Consider the following 15,937-nt stretch of genomic DNA (forward strand, 5'->3'; position numbering starts at 1 on the left):
CTCCCTAGACTCAATACGGATTATCACCTACACACAATACAGGCCGAAAGGCTCCAATGCAATCCTGCACTACCAGTCGGCCTGTAAAAGAATCGATGTGCTTACTTAGGCATATTGGCCAATTCAGATTGCAACTTGGCGAGAATTCCGGGTGTGACTCCCTTCATATTCTCGTAGACAGGACCGACAGTCGCTGCGAATGCTTCGTAGTCGACTTCATTGAACTTGTTGCCCTTCTCTTCCAACATCTTCTGTGTCTTGTCATAGTTGTTGGTGATTTCGCCAATCATGTGCTTGGCACCTGCGGTGAACTCTTCCTGGATGATAGCCTGGTATTCGGCAGGAATGCTCTCGAACAGGTCAGCGTTGATATAAACACCACAAGTTCCGAGGAAGTGGCGGGTAAGAGCCATGTTCTTGGCGACTTCGGCACTACCGTTGGATCCATAGGCGTCCATGGTTCCTTCAAGACCATCGACAACACCCTGCTGTACTGCACTAAGGGTCTCTCCGAACGCCAATGGTGTTGCTGTAGCACCCATCGCAGTAAGGGTATCGATGAAGAGCTGGCTTCCGGGAACTCGGATCTTCATACCCTTGAGGTCTGCAGGAGTGGTGATAACCTTGTTTGTCTTCATATTACGGAAACCGAAGATATAATCCAAAGCGAGAACCTTGATCCGGTGCTCCTCTTCGAGTTCCTCAAGCATGCCCTTCACCAATTCGGTCTGGATCATGTACTCGTATTCGTCGAAAGACTTGTAGAGCATGGGTCCTACCAGTGCATTGAAATCGGGGACGTAGTCGCCAAGATAGGAAGGATCCTCAACGGAGATGAACTGTGCTCCGCGTGCAACCTGCTCAACTCCATCCTTATAGGTTGCCAACTGACCCTGGGGATAGTGCTGGATCTCGATCGCACCATCGGTACGTTCTGCGATCTTGTCTATGACCATCTGCAGGGATTTGGTCAGTTGTTCGTTTGGAGCGAACACATGGCTCATTTTGAGCTCCAATTTGTAATCGTCCCCGGATGCGGCCTCGTTAGTTCCTCCGGCCATGACCGGTGCCAATACCATAGTGAGAATGACGAGAGCAAACAACAACTTCTTCATTCTGTCCTCCTGTTTGTGTTTCAGCGTTTGCGACGGTAACTTTTCAGCAATTTTTCAACAGTTTTTCACTACCCGCAATGCCAATTTTTTTTCATTGTAAGCCACAAATGGGTAGTTGTCAAATTTTTTAACCGTAATAGTGCCCATTATTTTCAACTGACAAGCGAAGTCTTAGACTTTTCTTATAATATTTGTTGCATTATCTGCTTAACAATGCTTAACTTTAAGTTAGGCAGAAAAAGAGAGAGCCGAACAGGGGGTTGCATATGGAGAAGAAGAGAGTCACCTTACGGGATATCGCTGAGCAGGCTGGATTATCGACAGCTAGTGTATCGATGATTTTAGCGGGAAAGAGTCTGACACGCTTTTCACCAGAGACGGTCGATACTGTCTACAATATCGCACGAACGCTTGGGTATGAGACCAAACGTAATAAAGAGGCCGGGAAGGTGATTGTCCTTGTCTGCCCCTCTGTCATCAATCCATACTATGCCACGATCATCCAGGGAATGGAGCAGGAGGCCAAGGCCTGTGGTCTGCGGACTCTCTTGGTTACGACCTACTGGGATACCGATGAGGAGAAATGGATCTGTGAATTCGCCAAGGACCCTCTTGTTGCTGGTGTCGTTTTCGCCATGATTCCCCAGCAACCGGATCTGGTGAGAGAGCTGAACAAAGCAATTCCAGTGGTAGCCGTAGGCGATAAGCAGAATGAATTGGGGATCGATACGGTCGATGTCAATAATTTCAATGCCGGTCTGTTGGTCGGTCGCCATCTGATCGAGTTAGGCCATCGCAATATCGCCTATATCACCACGAGTCTGAATTCTCAGCATAGTGCGCGAGTGAGACGGTTTGAGGGGCTCAAGGAGGCGCTCAAACATGCTCCTGACAGCAAACGGCTCTGTCTCTTCACTGAGGAGATCTCTGCACTCACCGAGTTACATACGGTGGATATCGAGCATCGAACGGGCTACAAGCTGGCAAAGAAATGTTTGAGCGAGAAACCGCAGGTTACGGCAATCGTGGCAATAAATGATATGGTCGCCTATGGGGTGATCGATGCTATCAAGGATGCGGGGCACCGTATCCCCGAGGACTACAGTGTCTGCGGTTTCGACAATATCTACCCATCTCACTTCTCCGGTGTCGGTCTGACTACGGTAGAACATTCGATTATCCAGCGTGGTAAGAGTGCGGTCCGTTTGATTAAGAACAAGATCGACCACCAGCGGCCGCTCGTGCTCGAATCCGACGATGCGCCGGTTACCCGTGTCGAGTATCAGAGTCGACTGATCGTCAGAGGCAGTTCTGGTACCCTGGGAAAAATGCCACCTCACCACGTTACCCTGTAATCCAGACCACTGTAGCGCAGTTTTGTGTGTTTCGTGTGTTTCGCGTTTCCACGTCGGCATGCATTTAGGACCTGTTTTGCGGGGGTGGTCGGGCTACGGCTACCTGTGATCGTCGGTTTCGTAAAAACCATGGGGTTTTGTGACGGTAAAAAAAACCGACGCACCCATGAATCATAAGCAAACAATCCCACCCCACCCCCTTGCGAACGTCTGGATTTGCAGGGGTACGTGGGAACAAGTTACTTTGTCAGCAACGCAGCCCTCATTCGCAGTACCTCTATTGCAATCTGTACGTGGCGAAGTGGCTTTTTTCCCAGGGAGATGGTAAGAATTACCATCCTCCCCTTCTGTCGATGGCAAGAATGACCGGATCTTGTCATATTGCCAAGCTCCTTCAGAGTGAAAACCACAATAATGCACATTGGTTTTTCAATTCAACATGAAAACATTAGAATTGGCACGGAACGTGCATGTTTAAATGAGGATGCTTGTGCATCGAAACCTATAAGATAGAGGATCACAATGAAACAGAAAAAGAAGCTCACCAACCGTCTCATCGCTGCAATCGTGCTCATCATAAGCAGCATGGCATTCTTATATGCCGATGACTATGATGACAGAACACACCAACACCGGGACAGTTATTTCGGATTCAGCCATGGAACCAGCGAAATAACTGGCGAAGAGGCTCCCTTTGTCGGAATATCTCTCGGAAGCGAAGTATCCGAACGAACAACCGTAGGTGCATTCGCAATGGTTCAGGCACTGAGCGACTTCCCCTCCTCCGACCTGGATTTGCAGATCACCGCTACACCCTCATCGTTCAACTTCACCGTGGGCGCAGAGATGGACGTACGACTGTTTAGGGATAGTTGGATCAACCCAATGGCGCATCTTGAAGTGGGGCATATGAGCGTAGCCCATATGAGCGAACCAAACAATGGAGACAATGCCGAACCGGTATTCATGGGCAATTCATTCTATGCCTCTGTTGGCACAGGATTCGAGATAACCCTATGCGGAACCCTCTCAATAGTCGGTCTGCACGGATACCGCTATGTGCCAAACGAGGCGATTGAAGATATCGGGGCACAGAAGTTGAGCGGCGTGTACAACTCGGTCGCGGTAAAAGTCTTTGTAGACTGAACGTATCCATACCGACAGACAGTACCGATCCCCATGGAAACAGATTGCGTTTTCTAAAATTCAGACTACAATGGAAGGGGTCACCGCTCAACGGGCACAGTGTCCCACCTTACGTTCCCTGTTCTCAATCGGTAGAGGATTACCAATAATTGTTTGGCTACCCTCGTTTCGTTGGGAAATGAAAAAGGCCGCCTGCGTCCCAAACTCTTTGGATGCAGGCAACCAGGTCCAGGGAGATAAAACCTGGAAAGTAGGAAAAGATGGATAACGAATTCGTAAGACAAAACTTGATGGGGCCGAGCGCCCTACGGATCATCGAAGAACTTACCGGGACAATCGACCTCCCAGCCAAGGCCAGGATACTCGACCTTGGTTGTGGGACCGGACTCACATCGATCTTCTTGGCAGAGCAGTACGAAGGCGCGACGGTGTTTGCTACCGACTTGTGGATAGAGGCAACCGAAAACCTTGAGCGAATCAAGAGTCAAAAACTTGAAAATCGCATCATCCCCATCCACGCAGAAGCACACACCCTCCCCTACGCACAAGGGTACTTCGATGCCGTGGTAAGCGTAGACTCCTACCAGTATTTCGGAACGGATGCGAAATTCCTCGATGACCATATCGCCCCCCTGCTCAAGAGCGGGGGAATATTGGCAGTATCGATGCCAGGCCTGCAAAAAGGCTTGACCCAAGCGATGCTCCCGCAAGAACTTACTACGTTCTGGGGAGATGAGGATATCGATTTCTATGCCCTACAGTGGTGGGAAGACCTTTGGACAAAGTCCGAACAGATGGAAAAAGTAAAGACATTCAGCCATACATGCCATAAACAGGCATGGGACGAGTGGTTATCCTGCGACAACCCTTATGCCAAGCATGATATCGACATGATACGTGTGGAGAATGGAAAATACTTCGATACCATTGGATTGATATATCGGAAAAAGGCTTGAACGAAGTCAGTTTTTCTCCAGTTTCTTTTGTGCAGAGCGGATTCTCAACCATTGCCTGAGCTTGCGGATTGAAAACCGCAACTGAGGATAATAGTGCTTCATGATCTGCAGCTTTTCCCTCTGGTATCCAATTTGGCTCTTCTTCGCCTCATCGATCTGGAGTTGGGCAATATGGCCATAGTATTCGGGAAGGACGTCCACTGAGCGACCGCGCAGGGTCTCGATCCAAAACTGCCAATCACCGCAGAAATTCTTGTCGGAAGGGAACCGTCCACATATCTCACGTCTGACGATCATGGATGCTGTGGGGATGGTATGTTCGAATAAGAGTCGTTGATGGAAGCCCAAGAGCGCATCATTGGGCAAGTGCACACCTCCGGTAAGGCCATCCTTCTCATAGACGGTAGCGCATTGGATAGCGTCGGCTTTTGAGAGGGATAACCTTTCTGCCGCTTTAGCAAGCCACATCTGTTGGATCTCATCGCTTTGGTCGAGAAAGAGCACATAGTCACCTCGTCCCCGCTCTAAAGCAATATTTCGAGCCTCACTGGAGAGCGCTCCCGGAGCAGAAATAACATGAATGCGAGAATCGTCCCAGGTCATATCAAGCGGCACAGTCCCCAAACGTTCTCCGGTATCGACAATGATGATCTCGAAATCGGTAAAATCCTGATCTAGGCAGGAACGCACAGCCCCTTCGAGACTGCTGGTATCTTCCCCGACGGTAATGATTATGGAAAATCTTGGTTTGGTATCATTGGTATCCATATGTGAAAAGATACAAAAAAACCATCGGAGGGAAAACAAGTGCCGTGAACATATGGACACACCATACAAGCAGGGTTCTGCTTTAAAATCATCACCAGAGGCAGAAAGAATTATTCCCCGTAGAATATACTCATGGTATAGTCTCCCAAGGGCATGTGGAAGAAGATCCCTTCTTGACAGCAACAGGGAGAATAATGTGATGGATACGCAGAAATTCGATATTGTGATAATTGGCGCAGGCATAGCAGGACTAACTGCTGGCATTCACTTCCGAAAGCGAGATCTCAATGTCCTGATCATCGAGAAAGCAGTGTTCCCTCGCAAGAAACTCTGTGGAGGGTTTCTTACATATCCAGCCATCCGGGAAATTGCAGAATTGGGACTTGATTGTACGGATACCTCGGTATTCTTCCCATCTTCAGACGTATTCATCCATTACCAGGGAAAAGAACTGCAACTGCAACTCACCCAGAGTGCCTTTTTGGTAAACCGGTTTGAATTTGACTACCTTCTCTATAAGAAATTCAAGGAAATGGGAGGATCCGTAATCGAGGGAGTCCGGGCAAACCGTATCGCCGACGACACCACAATCCTCCTCGACAATGGCAGCACGCTTCGTTTCAACGTGCTCATAGGAGCCGACGGTGCCAATAGCATGGTGAGGAAATATTTAAACAGAGACGCCCGACGCTCTGATGGATTATGTATCGGTAAGAATTACTCCCTGCCCATTCCATCTTCACTCCCGCAAGGTTTCCATCTGTATATGGATCTGATTGACGAGGGATACGGATGGTGTTTCGCTCATGCCGATCGGTACGCCTCCGTAGGTGTTGGAGGCACGAAAAAGGATGGTGGTAGAGTAATGGATGCGGCAAAGCAACTCTTTGCCCAACTGGGCGTGGATGAGCCACATGTGGAGGGAGCGATCATTCCAAATGGGCGACCTGCCAAAAAACTTGCCTCAAAGAATATATTCCTTGTTGGGGATGCTACAGGGCTTGTCGATAGTGTCTTGGGCGAAGGTATCTATCCTGCGCTACTGGCAGGTCGGATTATCGGGAGCAAGGTCGGAGCAGGATTCACGGAGAGAATATATCGAAAGGAGTTGAAGGAGCTCACAGGTATATGTCAATCTGCTCGATTGCTGAGCAAGCTTATGGCAGACAAGAATATCAAAGATTTCCTGGTCAAGAAGGGATTCAGCCATCCGCATTTCCTCACATACCTCTGTGAAGAGATTGTATTGGAGAAAAACCAGAATTTCTCCCGAATTCTCCCGTCCTATATGAAGGGACGAAAAAAGCTATCGTTACCGTCCTGAGAAACGAAGGTTTCTTTCATGATTGAAATTGCAGGAATGCCCATGCCTGGATCGCACGAGACTCCAAAGAGAAGTAGTGAATCAGAAAGCCTGTCACTATCAAACAATTAGGTTAGAAGTAGATAGCTGAAATGGTAAAAACTGGTAGGCTATCAGAAAGCTCGGATAGGTCTTAAACTGTAACGGAAGTCCCGGTCAATACCTCCCTGATTCCCATTTAAAAAGTATTGAGCCCATGCTTTGTTTTCGTCATACTCTGATGAACTCCAATATGGCCAATCTGAAAATCCACCAAGATTATTTACATAGAGTTTTTCTCTCATTTGGTTAAGTTCATCTTTACTCGGAAGAAACCAATCATCATATCCACCTCCAACATAATCAGCACACATTCTCGCCGCAAATTGCTTGGTCTTCAAATTGTCTCCAGTAGGATATATGTATACTTCATTCCAAAACAAAACCCAAGACAAAAGTTTTTCTGTGTTCGACTTCCCCTTTCCTATACCTGTTTCTGTTCCTACTACCAAGTCGGAACTCACATCACCGAAACGATAATATCCAAATATAAACATGGGATCAGAAGGATAATGAAGTCCTTTGAACCATCCAGCAGGGGCGGCCTCCAAATAGCGCCATCCGTCATCAAATCTTCCCTTATCATAGAACACGTACCCTCCAGCGGGTCCGATATCACCGACCGAGAATTCGGAACTTCCCAGTAATCCATCTAATTCACCAGAACAAGAAGTCATTGTTAATAACAATGCCCCCAACAGTATCATGACGATCGTATACCATGAAAATTTCCGTACCACCACTCCCACCTCCATAAAAAGGGGTAAAACCTAGTGATTGTATAAGACTATCCCTATAATAGGGCAGGAATAATGTAGCATCAAGAAAAATATTTACTATAAAGAAAATATCAATTAAGGAACTGTGAATCATGGTAGAAAGGTATCGGAACACAGCCCATTACCATGCATACTTCCAGCAATAGGGCGTACAGAGCTCATCGTGCCAATGCACCATGGAGCGAAGGAAATCAGCTTACATAGGAAGTATCCAGTATATGATTACGCAATAAAAGCCATGATTGATAATGTGAAGATGCATTAAATATTAGGGCATGCGGCACATAAACCAACGAGAATCACACGATACAGAAGACACATCTGTTAATTTATTTACATATTTTATATATTTTGAAGATTTTTTTAGATATATTTTTACAGCATCATCCAAATCCCCTTGGTACCATTACTGATATTTGGTACCAGGTTCGATTTTATTTTCGCTTGATTCCTCGCCAAACGTACCATACCATGGAACTGACGACTGTTTTGAAAAAAGTATTGGATAATTATCAGGAGACAAAACATGATAGAAGGATTAAAAAACGACAATAAACAACGAAAACTCACCTACGGCATGGTGGGGGGTGGCCCCGGAGCCTTTATCGGAGACGTCCACCGCAAAGCAATCAACCTAGACGGACTCGCATCCATAGCCGCAGGGTGTTTTTCCCGTGACAAAGAGAAAACACTAGAGACCGGCAGAGCATTGGGAATCGCCGAAGATCGCCTCTATGCTAGCTACGATGAGATGGCCAAAAAGGAATCCCAGCGGGAAGATTGCATCGACTTTGCCGTAGTGGTTACACCGAATGCAACACACTATGGTGCAGTAAAAGCCCTCCTCTCCCATGGAATCGCCGTAGTGTGTGACAAACCATTCACATTCAATACGGAAGAAGCCGCCGAACTTACCGCATTGGCAAAAAGGAAAAACCTTCTTTTAGCAGTCACCTATACCTATACAGGATACCCCGCGGTCAAACACGCAAGAGAGCTGGTTGCCTCTGGCGATATCGGTGAAATCCGTTTTGTCAATGCCGAGTACCCTCAAGAGTGGTTGGCTACGGCTACGGAATCCGACGAAAACAAGCAAGCGGCTTGGCGCTTGGATCCTTCCCAATCGGGCAAGACCAATTGTACAGGCGATATAGGAAGCCATGTCGAGAACCTGGTCTCCTACATAACCGGACTGCGGATTAAGAAACTTGCAGCACGCTTGGATAAGATCGTGGAAGGACGCAAACTAGACGATAATAGCACAATCATGGTCGAGTATGAGGGCGGAGCAAAAGGTCTTTACTGGGCAAGCCAGATAGCCATCGGCTTCGACAATGCACTCCGGATCAGGATCTTCGGCTCCAAGGGAACCATCCAGTGGTCACAAGAGGATCCGAATTATCTTACCGTGAGTTATCTGGACAAACCGACTATGCGCTTGTCACGAGGTCGGGATGCATTCGCATCGCACGCCCAAAGCTATTCACGGATTCCGAGCGGCCACCCCGAAGGGTATTTCGAAGCCTTCGCGAACATCTACAAAACCTATATCACAGCTCTCATGAAACAAAAGAATGGTGAGAAACTCACACCCGAGGATCTAGACTTTCCCACAGGAGATATGGGAGTGGATGGGGTCAAGTTCATCAACGCATGTGTAGAGAGTTCCGATAAAGATTCTACATGGATCAAATTCTAATGCTCTGATAGAAACATTATGGAAATGCAGCCCATTCTTGCCCGGTCATACCTTAAAAAAAAATACCGAAATTGAGTTTGTACGAGTAAGCACATTAGGAGGCTTCACCTCCTTTGATTCCCAAAGGAGCGTGGAGTCCTTCCTTTTGTTTGAAAGCCTTGTATGGGAAAGAACTGGTTTAGTCCAGCTCATTCTTGTGATCGAGGATTTTCTCACATGCTTGAAAGATCAAGTCCATATCTTCAATGCTTCCCAATAGAAACTTATGATGAAATACTACTGAAGAATGACTATAAACATCTTTACATACAGGAAGTTCGAACCTGAGTGGATTTAATTTCTTGATGTATTCCAGTGATAACATGTGCCGCTTTTTAGTAAGCGGACGATATAGGGAGCAGTCATTCAATGGTTGGTAACTAGCTTCGAACGGCATTCCCAATTCTGCGGATAGAGCCTGTCGGAAGATGGATGTGGATATCCCTGTCACTTTACTATCGTATCTGAACGCATAATTGAAGAAAGATCGCCTAACCTCCCTAGCATCCCTTCGCATGGGTTGCAAACCATCACAGGTTTCGAGGAGACTATCCAAGTGGAGGGCATTTTTCTCCCTGACAGCATTTTGATTATCAAGTCTCGTCATTTGTCCTACCAGAAGCCCTGCCTGGAACTCAGTAATTCGGTAATTACCAGAATGAACGAAGTTACCCTCTTCACCATATAAGCCACCGGTAGCATCCGTTATCTGGTTTTGTCTTTTCCGTCCGCAATTACGTAATGCTTCAAGTCGGTCCCAATAGTTGTGGTTCTTGGTGAGAAGTATGCCTCCCTCTCCACAAGTTAGTATCTTCGACATCTGAAGGCTAAAACTACCGATATCACCAATTGTTCCCACCTTCTGATTTTTCCACATCGCCCCGTGCATATGAGATGCATCTTCAATCAGATAAAGGTGGTGCTTCTTTGCCAGGGTCCGCAAAGCATCCATATCGGCGATACACCCATACAGATGCACAGGAATGATCGCCTTGGTGTTTTTGGTTATCGCTTTCTCACAGGCATGTAAGTCGATACACCAAGTCTCTGGATCAACATCCACCAGTATGGGTATCGCATTGACATCAACAACTGCGGATGCAGTGGCTTGCCAAGTCAAACCTGGAACAATCACTTCATCGCCATACCCTATATCCAATGCTTCCAATGCAAGTTGCAAAGAAACTGTACCGTTGGCAACCAATACAGGCATGGCGCCATCAAAATAATCCTGTAAAAGTTCGAGACATTTACTTTCAGCCGGCCCACTATATGACCACACACCGGAATCAAGGATACTGGATAATCGGGTATGGTCATCATGGTTCCAAACAGGCCATTCGGGCCAAGGATTTTTATTTGTATCACGAATTGGAACGCCACCTCGTATAGCGAGCATACGTCCTCCTTATCGTTTGATTCCTTGTGCCAAATGTTCCATTGTTTTCTTTAATGATTCATCACTATCCATGGTAGGCCAATATTCCAAACCATAACTACCCTGATATCCCATCGCATCGATAGAATCCAGAATAAAGGGATAATTGAGTTCATTATGGATTGGTTCGTGCCTTCCAGGAACTCCCGCGATATGGAAATGTCCGATGTATGTAAGTTTTGAACGAACAAAATCTAAAATATTTCCATACATAATCTGCATATGATAGATATCATACAGAATTTTCACATGATCGTTACCTACAGCTTTGACCACATCTACTGCTACTTGCGGATTGTCTAGAAAGTAATCGGGATGGTCCACACGGGAATTGAATGGCTCGAGAATTATCTCCATCCCATGTTTTTGACAAACCTCTCCTATATCCCCCAATGCATCGATCATAGCATCAATAGCATTCTTTTGCGAAAGGCCCGTAATTTTATTTCCACTTCCACTAATAAATTTTTTACATCCAATTTGATGGGCTAGATCAATCATGTATTTCAATTTATCGAGAATTTTCTGTTTTTCATTACGATTTATCAACGCTGCAATAATGCCACCATCAGGATGATTGAGCACAAAATCATTCGTTCTCAATCCCAATGACGCATTCAATTCTGCAATTTTAGAGAAATCCTTCATCTCATCGATGAGAGTATCTCCCGTAAAAATCTTGTCATGAAACCAGAATTCGTAGCTAGTGAATCCTAAAGCTTTGATTTTTTCAAGCTTTTGTCCAAATGCCATTCCCTGATAGAACGGCTCTATACATACACCGATATCTCTCATGAGCACCACCTTCCTATAATAATGCTTTGGCTACCTTTCTTATCGCCTGGGCGGTCAAATCGCAATCTTCTTCACTCATTTGTGGAGGAACATCTAGATGCACGACTCGAGACAAATATTCCAAAGTATTCGGATTCATATCGACCGAGTATTCAACTTCAGGTCCCTTGTGGTATGGACACGTCCACGGGCAACCTTCAGATGTTGGAGTTTTTTTCTCGATGATATGCGACCAGTGGGCATAGATATGCCAATCAGGCAATCCAGAGTTATAGACACCAGCCGCAGGAACTCCTTCGGCAGAAAGGGCTTCAGTAAATGGTTGAACCAGAGATTTGTCATCCAAATAGAACATGATGCAAATTCCCGTATCACCTTTGACATCATGCACAGGTCGGACCTTAATACCTTTGGTGTCTTTAATTTGGTTGATGATGCGCTTTTGATTCTCTCTCATTGATCCCAACAACCGGTCCAATTTTCGGAGTTGCGCCAACATCACCGCTCCAGTAAGTTCGCTCATCCGATAGTTTGTCCCAGCAAACAACTCACCTTCATATCGCTGTTCGGCAAACCTATCTGGCCGCCAGCAAGCTGCTGTATCATGATATCCCTTACATCTATCCAATAATCGCGGATCGGCTGTAACAATCATTCCGCCTTCTCCTGCTGTGATAGTTTTATGGTATTGGAAAGAGAAGCACCCGCAATCTCCGAACGTACCAAGATATTTACCTTTGTAGGTCCCTCCGGCAGCCTGGGCAACGTCTTCGATCACTCGTAAGTTGTGTTTTTTCGCCAAAGCCATTATCTTGTCCATGTCACAGGGGACTCCGCGCATGTGGACGACCACCATTGCTTTTGTTTGCGGAGTAATCTTCTTTTCAATGTCGATAGGATCCATGGTCAAAGTCTCATCAACCTCAACAATAACTGGAATAGCTTTCGCAGCGACAATCGCAGCACAGGAAGCAAAGAATGTGTAGCCAGGAACAAGAACCTCATGGCCAGGGCCGATACCACAAGCAATCAAGGAAGTTATGAGAGCACCAGTACAATTCGTTACAGCCAAAGCGTAGGGAGAATTGACTTTCTTGGCGAAATCCTTCTCCAATTGGGCGACCTTTGAAGGAACACCTTCTGGACCGTAATAACGAAAAAGATATTTGTTGTCCAGGACCTCCAGGACTTCTTTCCGCTCCTCTTCCCCTATCTCCAATCCTCCTGGATACATCGGATATGCAGCCGAAATCTTGGTTTTTGGACCTCCGTTCAGTGCCAATTTATCTTCCATGACAACCCCTCCATAAAATATTTTCATTTTCAACATACTAACGACTTAAATAATAGCACACGGTGCAATATTGTCAACATTTAAGTATATAAAACAATATTTAAAATATATTTCTTCAACTTTTAAGCCAATTTAAATATATTTTATATATTAGTAATCATTGCACCTTGGTGGATAAAGAAGGATTTTAAGAAAACCTCTTCCCCCATATAGAATATTCATTACGGAACATTTTTGGGTAATATCGCACTATGATGTACTCACATTCCGAATCTCCCTTTACATGAAATCCGCCACAATAGCCACCAAGATTTCTGCCCTTCGATATATGCCTTATATGGACCAGTGACGTAAAAATTCATCTAATGGAATGCATCATCGATTTCGAATCATCTCCCTCAAAAGCCTATGCGATTGAATTTCCGGCTACGAGAATTCAAGTGACCTATAGACCATCCAGGTGACAGATTTTACGATAGGATTACCCTTGGATTATCCGAATATGTGAGTAAGAACCGTATGCCGTTCTCCAAGGCAATTTAAAAGGATGTTTACCAAAGAATAACTCTATCGTATCAATTAACATCCAAACACCTAGAGTAATCCGTCCGATTCGAGTCTTTCCGGAAAGAATTTTGGGATTCTAAAAGCTTCAGCATAACGGCAACCTGCTTGAAAGCCTCGAAACATGGTATGTATCTTCACGAACTCCTCGTGCGTCACATCATATTGGTCCTTCATCCATCCTTGCTGACTCTTGTGACAAGCCAACATCCTTGCCTTCATTTCCCAGTATTGAGAAACATCAACATATAATTCCGGAATAAAATTAATCCCAATTACCGTATCCATATAGTAGATTCTCGGAATCTTTGTACAAGGAGGTGATGCTGTCGGGATATTGGGAACCGTAGTCATGACTCGAACATCCCAAACGAGTTGACCAGTACTGATGTGATCTGGATGATAATCATTCTCTTTATCCGGGCAAATAATAATATCGGGGTCAAACTCACGAATGACTTCGAGAATCTGCAAGCGGACCTTTTCTCCGGTATAGAGAAACTCATCCTGCAACCCCATCCAGAAAAATTTCGCTCCGATTACCGCAGCAGAAGCACGGGCTTCCTCTTTTCTCGTGGCTGCAGTCTGCTTCCTATCCATAGTTGCGGAACCTACTTCCCCGTTTGTCACAAAGACAATAGCAACTTCATCCCCGTTAGCGACATATTTTGCCAAAGTGCCTGCACAACTAATTTCATCATCCGGATGTGGCGAAAATGCCATCACACGCATAAAAACCTCCAATTATTTCATAATTTCTTCTCAGCACTACCCTTTTAGACCCGTCATCGCAATTCCTTGCACAAAGTACTTTGAAAGGAAGAGGTAGAGGATCAACAGAGGCAGACAGGCGACTACGCTGATCGCCAATTGTTCTGGATATGGCGTATAATAAACTCCAGAGAATAGCGCAATTGCTTGAGGAAGAGTTCTCATATCTGGTTTTGAGATCACGATCAATGGCCAGACAAGCATGTTCCATACGAATTGGGCATGGAATATTATCAACGCCAAGACTGCTGTACGGGCAATTGGAAAAGAAATCCTCATAAACACTACGTATTCGTTAGCACCATCCATCCGGGCGGACTCTATGAGTTCATCGGGCATGGAATAGAAGAATTGTCGCATCATGAAAACACCGAAAGCAGTTAAAGCTTGAGGAATAATGAGTCCTGCATATGTATTTTGCAGGCTCATGGACCGTACCAATAGAAACAAAGGGACCAAGATCGCTTCGAAAGGAATCATGATAGTAGATAAGACAACAGCGAAAAGTATACCATTCCCTCTAAATTTATACTTAGCAAAGCCGTAACCAGCTGTAGCAGAGAGAATAATACAAATACCAACAGCGAAGATTACTACGATGAAACTATTGATAAAATAGAGTGCAAAATCATAATCAGCATATGTGAAAGCGCTTTTATAACTACCCCAATTCCATGCAACTGGAAAAATTTTGACAGGAACAGCCAACACATCCTTATTGAACTTGAATGATGATAGAACCATCATAATAAAAGGGAAAATAAAAACAAACCCTATTGAAAGCATGATTATATAGAGTACGATTCTTGCGATTCTTCTTCTGGAACGATAACCAATTTGCATAACTAAAATTCCTCTTATACTTTTCCAGACTTGAACATCCGTAGTTGAAAGAATGAAAACAACATCAACATAAGGAAAAAGATCACAGATATTGCTGCCGAATAACCATATTTGTTAAAACGAAAAGCTTCCATATAAATAAGTAAAGCCATCACTTCTGTAGAGCGACTTGGGCCACCTCCGGTTACTACGAATTGAAGCGGGAATGAGCCGAACGTAAAAATCATACAGGAGACAATCGCGAGCGCAAAAGTATTTCTTAATGACGGGATAGTCACATAAAAAAGTTTATGCCAGAAATTCGCACCATCAATGGTAGCTGCTTCATATAGTTCGGTTGGAATATCCAGTAGTCCAGCGATATACATAACCATATAATAGCCAACTGATTTCCATACATATATGATGATGAGACTATAAGGAGCAACTTGTGTGGCCGTAAGCCATGGCAATGGTGAACCTAAAAACTTGGCGCTAAGAACAGACATCAATCCTGTGGATTGATACATATATTTCCATACAATACCGACCGCGACTACTGATAAAACGACTGGCAAGAAAATGCATGATTGCAGGGGGCCTTTATGCTCAAATCTCAATAGATTACTTGAGAGCATCAATGCAAATATGAATGCAAGCAAATTGATAGAAGCAACACTGATTATACTGAAATGCAAAGTCGTAAAAAACGAATTTTGAAACCTGGAGTCCTGCAACAATACCTTGAAGTTATCCAAAGCAACAAAAACTTTTGGAGAAAGCAAGTTCCAACTATGCATCGACAACCAAAAAGCATTGATCATCGGATAAATAAGGAAAATCGAAAAAAAGATCAATGTTGGAAGTATGAAGACATAACCGTGCCATCCCAAATTTACTGTAGAATATTTATTTTTCTTAGACATAAGTCCCTACTCAAAATTCTTTTATCAAAAATAGATTGGGCATTCCGAAATAGGAATGCCCAAATAGA

General features: G+C 44.9%; 15 protein-coding genes. 5 read left to right on the forward strand and 10 right to left on the reverse strand.

The annotated features are described in order from the left end of the window. Positions 1 to 101: 101 nt before the first annotated feature. Positions 102 to 1,115, reverse strand: coding sequence for a C4-dicarboxylate TRAP transporter substrate-binding protein (locus ACODJP_RS04760; RefSeq protein WP_422479033.1), 1,014 nt, complete (start codon positions 1,113 to 1,115; stop codon positions 102 to 104). Between the two features lie 266 nt (positions 1,116 to 1,381). Here ACODJP_RS04760 and ACODJP_RS04765 point away from each other — a divergent pair, with 266 nt between their 5' ends. Beyond that, the gene (locus tag ACODJP_RS04765) at positions 1,382 to 2,470 is read left to right on the forward strand and encodes a LacI family DNA-binding transcriptional regulator (RefSeq protein ID WP_422479035.1); all 1,089 of its coding nucleotides are present in this window, start codon (positions 1,382 to 1,384) and stop codon (positions 2,468 to 2,470) included. Positions 2,471 to 2,709: 239 nt separating this feature from the next. On the opposite strand, the gene ACODJP_RS04770 is transcribed toward ACODJP_RS04765, so the two are convergent. Then, entirely contained in the window at positions 2,710 to 2,850 is a 141-nt protein-coding gene (locus ACODJP_RS04770) for a hypothetical protein (protein ID WP_422479037.1), read from the reverse strand. Positions 2,851 to 2,992: 142 nt separating this feature from the next. Here ACODJP_RS04770 and ACODJP_RS04775 point away from each other — a divergent pair, with 142 nt between their 5' ends. Continuing rightward, positions 2,993 to 3,616, forward strand: coding sequence for a hypothetical protein (locus ACODJP_RS04775; RefSeq protein ID WP_422479039.1), 624 nt, complete (start codon positions 2,993 to 2,995; stop codon positions 3,614 to 3,616). 260 nt (positions 3,617 to 3,876) lie between these two features. Continuing rightward, positions 3,877 to 4,572, forward strand: coding sequence for an SAM-dependent methyltransferase (locus ACODJP_RS04780; protein ID WP_422479041.1), 696 nt, complete (start codon positions 3,877 to 3,879; stop codon positions 4,570 to 4,572). 6 nt (positions 4,573 to 4,578) lie between these two features. On the opposite strand, the gene ACODJP_RS04785 is transcribed toward ACODJP_RS04780, so the two are convergent. After that, on the reverse strand, positions 4,579 to 5,340 hold the full coding sequence (locus ACODJP_RS04785; protein ID WP_422479043.1) for a glycosyltransferase family 2 protein: 762 nt from the start codon (positions 5,338 to 5,340) through the stop codon (positions 4,579 to 4,581). A gap of 199 nt (positions 5,341 to 5,539) precedes the next feature. Between ACODJP_RS04785 and ACODJP_RS04790 the strand changes: the two genes are divergently transcribed. Next, on the forward strand, positions 5,540 to 6,664 hold the full coding sequence (locus ACODJP_RS04790; RefSeq protein ID WP_422479045.1) for an NAD(P)/FAD-dependent oxidoreductase: 1,125 nt from the start codon (positions 5,540 to 5,542) through the stop codon (positions 6,662 to 6,664). A 152-nt stretch (positions 6,665 to 6,816) separates the two neighbouring features. On the opposite strand, the gene ACODJP_RS04795 is transcribed toward ACODJP_RS04790, so the two are convergent. After that, positions 6,817 to 7,335 (reverse strand): DUF1566 domain-containing protein, encoded by a 519-nt coding sequence (locus ACODJP_RS04795; protein ID WP_422479047.1) that lies wholly within the window; start codon positions 7,333 to 7,335, stop codon positions 6,817 to 6,819. Between the two features lie 712 nt (positions 7,336 to 8,047). Here ACODJP_RS04795 and ACODJP_RS04800 point away from each other — a divergent pair. Further along, a complete protein-coding gene (locus ACODJP_RS04800; RefSeq protein WP_422479049.1) occupies positions 8,048 to 9,220 on the forward strand; it encodes a Gfo/Idh/MocA family protein in 1,173 nt (390 codons plus the stop codon). Between the two features lie 178 nt (positions 9,221 to 9,398). On the opposite strand, the gene ACODJP_RS04805 is transcribed toward ACODJP_RS04800, so the two are convergent. The 6 genes from ACODJP_RS04805 to ACODJP_RS04830 form a co-directional block, all read right to left on the reverse strand. Further along, a complete protein-coding gene (locus ACODJP_RS04805; protein ID WP_422479051.1) occupies positions 9,399 to 10,658 on the reverse strand; it encodes a DegT/DnrJ/EryC1/StrS family aminotransferase in 1,260 nt (419 codons plus the stop codon). A 9-nt stretch (positions 10,659 to 10,667) separates the two neighbouring features. After that, positions 10,668 to 11,492, reverse strand: coding sequence for a TIM barrel protein (locus ACODJP_RS04810; protein ID WP_422479053.1), 825 nt, complete (start codon positions 11,490 to 11,492; stop codon positions 10,668 to 10,670). 13 nt (positions 11,493 to 11,505) lie between these two features. Then, on the reverse strand, positions 11,506 to 12,786 hold the full coding sequence (locus ACODJP_RS04815; protein WP_422479055.1) for a DegT/DnrJ/EryC1/StrS family aminotransferase: 1,281 nt from the start codon (positions 12,784 to 12,786) through the stop codon (positions 11,506 to 11,508). 594 nt (positions 12,787 to 13,380) lie between these two features. Then, positions 13,381 to 14,082: a PIG-L deacetylase family protein gene (locus ACODJP_RS04820; protein ID WP_422479057.1), complete on the reverse strand. Its 702-nt coding sequence runs from the start codon at positions 14,080 to 14,082 to the stop codon at positions 13,381 to 13,383. A gap of 36 nt (positions 14,083 to 14,118) precedes the next feature. Continuing rightward, the gene (locus tag ACODJP_RS04825; protein ID WP_422479059.1) at positions 14,119 to 14,964 is read right to left on the reverse strand and encodes a carbohydrate ABC transporter permease; all 846 of its coding nucleotides are present in this window, start codon (positions 14,962 to 14,964) and stop codon (positions 14,119 to 14,121) included. 14 nt (positions 14,965 to 14,978) lie between these two features. Beyond that, on the reverse strand, positions 14,979 to 15,869 hold the full coding sequence (locus ACODJP_RS04830; RefSeq protein WP_422479061.1) for a carbohydrate ABC transporter permease: 891 nt from the start codon (positions 15,867 to 15,869) through the stop codon (positions 14,979 to 14,981). Positions 15,870 to 15,937: the final 68 nt, after the last annotated feature.

This window comes from Pleomorphochaeta sp. DL1XJH-081, assembly GCF_049310885.1.
GTDB lineage: Bacteria > Spirochaetota > Spirochaetia > Sphaerochaetales > Sphaerochaetaceae > CAYZJV01.

Excerpts from the sequence above, each read along its gene's own strand:
- ACODJP_RS04760 (WP_422479033.1), bottom strand. The coding sequence starts at position 1,115 with ATGAAGAAGTTGTTGTTTGCTCTCGTCATTCTCACTATGGTATTGGCA.
- ACODJP_RS04765 (WP_422479035.1), top strand. The coding sequence starts at position 1,382 with ATGGAGAAGAAGAGAGTCACCTTACGGGATATCGCTGAGCAGGCTGGA.
- ACODJP_RS04770 (WP_422479037.1), bottom strand. The coding sequence starts at position 2,850 with ATGACAAGATCCGGTCATTCTTGCCATCGACAGAAGGGGAGGATGGTA.
- ACODJP_RS04775 (WP_422479039.1), top strand. The coding sequence starts at position 2,993 with ATGAAACAGAAAAAGAAGCTCACCAACCGTCTCATCGCTGCAATCGTG.
- ACODJP_RS04780 (WP_422479041.1), top strand. The coding sequence starts at position 3,877 with ATGGATAACGAATTCGTAAGACAAAACTTGATGGGGCCGAGCGCCCTA.
- ACODJP_RS04785 (WP_422479043.1), bottom strand. The coding sequence starts at position 5,340 with ATGGATACCAATGATACCAAACCAAGATTTTCCATAATCATTACCGTC.
- ACODJP_RS04790 (WP_422479045.1), top strand. The coding sequence starts at position 5,540 with ATGGATACGCAGAAATTCGATATTGTGATAATTGGCGCAGGCATAGCA.
- ACODJP_RS04800 (WP_422479049.1), top strand. The coding sequence starts at position 8,048 with ATGATAGAAGGATTAAAAAACGACAATAAACAACGAAAACTCACCTAC.
- ACODJP_RS04805 (WP_422479051.1), bottom strand. The coding sequence starts at position 10,658 with ATGCTCGCTATACGAGGTGGCGTTCCAATTCGTGATACAAATAAAAAT.
- ACODJP_RS04810 (WP_422479053.1), bottom strand. The coding sequence starts at position 11,492 with ATGAGAGATATCGGTGTATGTATAGAGCCGTTCTATCAGGGAATGGCA.
- ACODJP_RS04815 (WP_422479055.1), bottom strand. The coding sequence starts at position 12,786 with ATGGAAGATAAATTGGCACTGAACGGAGGTCCAAAAACCAAGATTTCG.
- ACODJP_RS04820 (WP_422479057.1), bottom strand. The coding sequence starts at position 14,082 with ATGCGTGTGATGGCATTTTCGCCACATCCGGATGATGAAATTAGTTGT.
- ACODJP_RS04825 (WP_422479059.1), bottom strand. The coding sequence starts at position 14,964 with ATGCAAATTGGTTATCGTTCCAGAAGAAGAATCGCAAGAATCGTACTC.
- ACODJP_RS04830 (WP_422479061.1), bottom strand. The coding sequence starts at position 15,869 with ATGTCTAAGAAAAATAAATATTCTACAGTAAATTTGGGATGGCACGGT.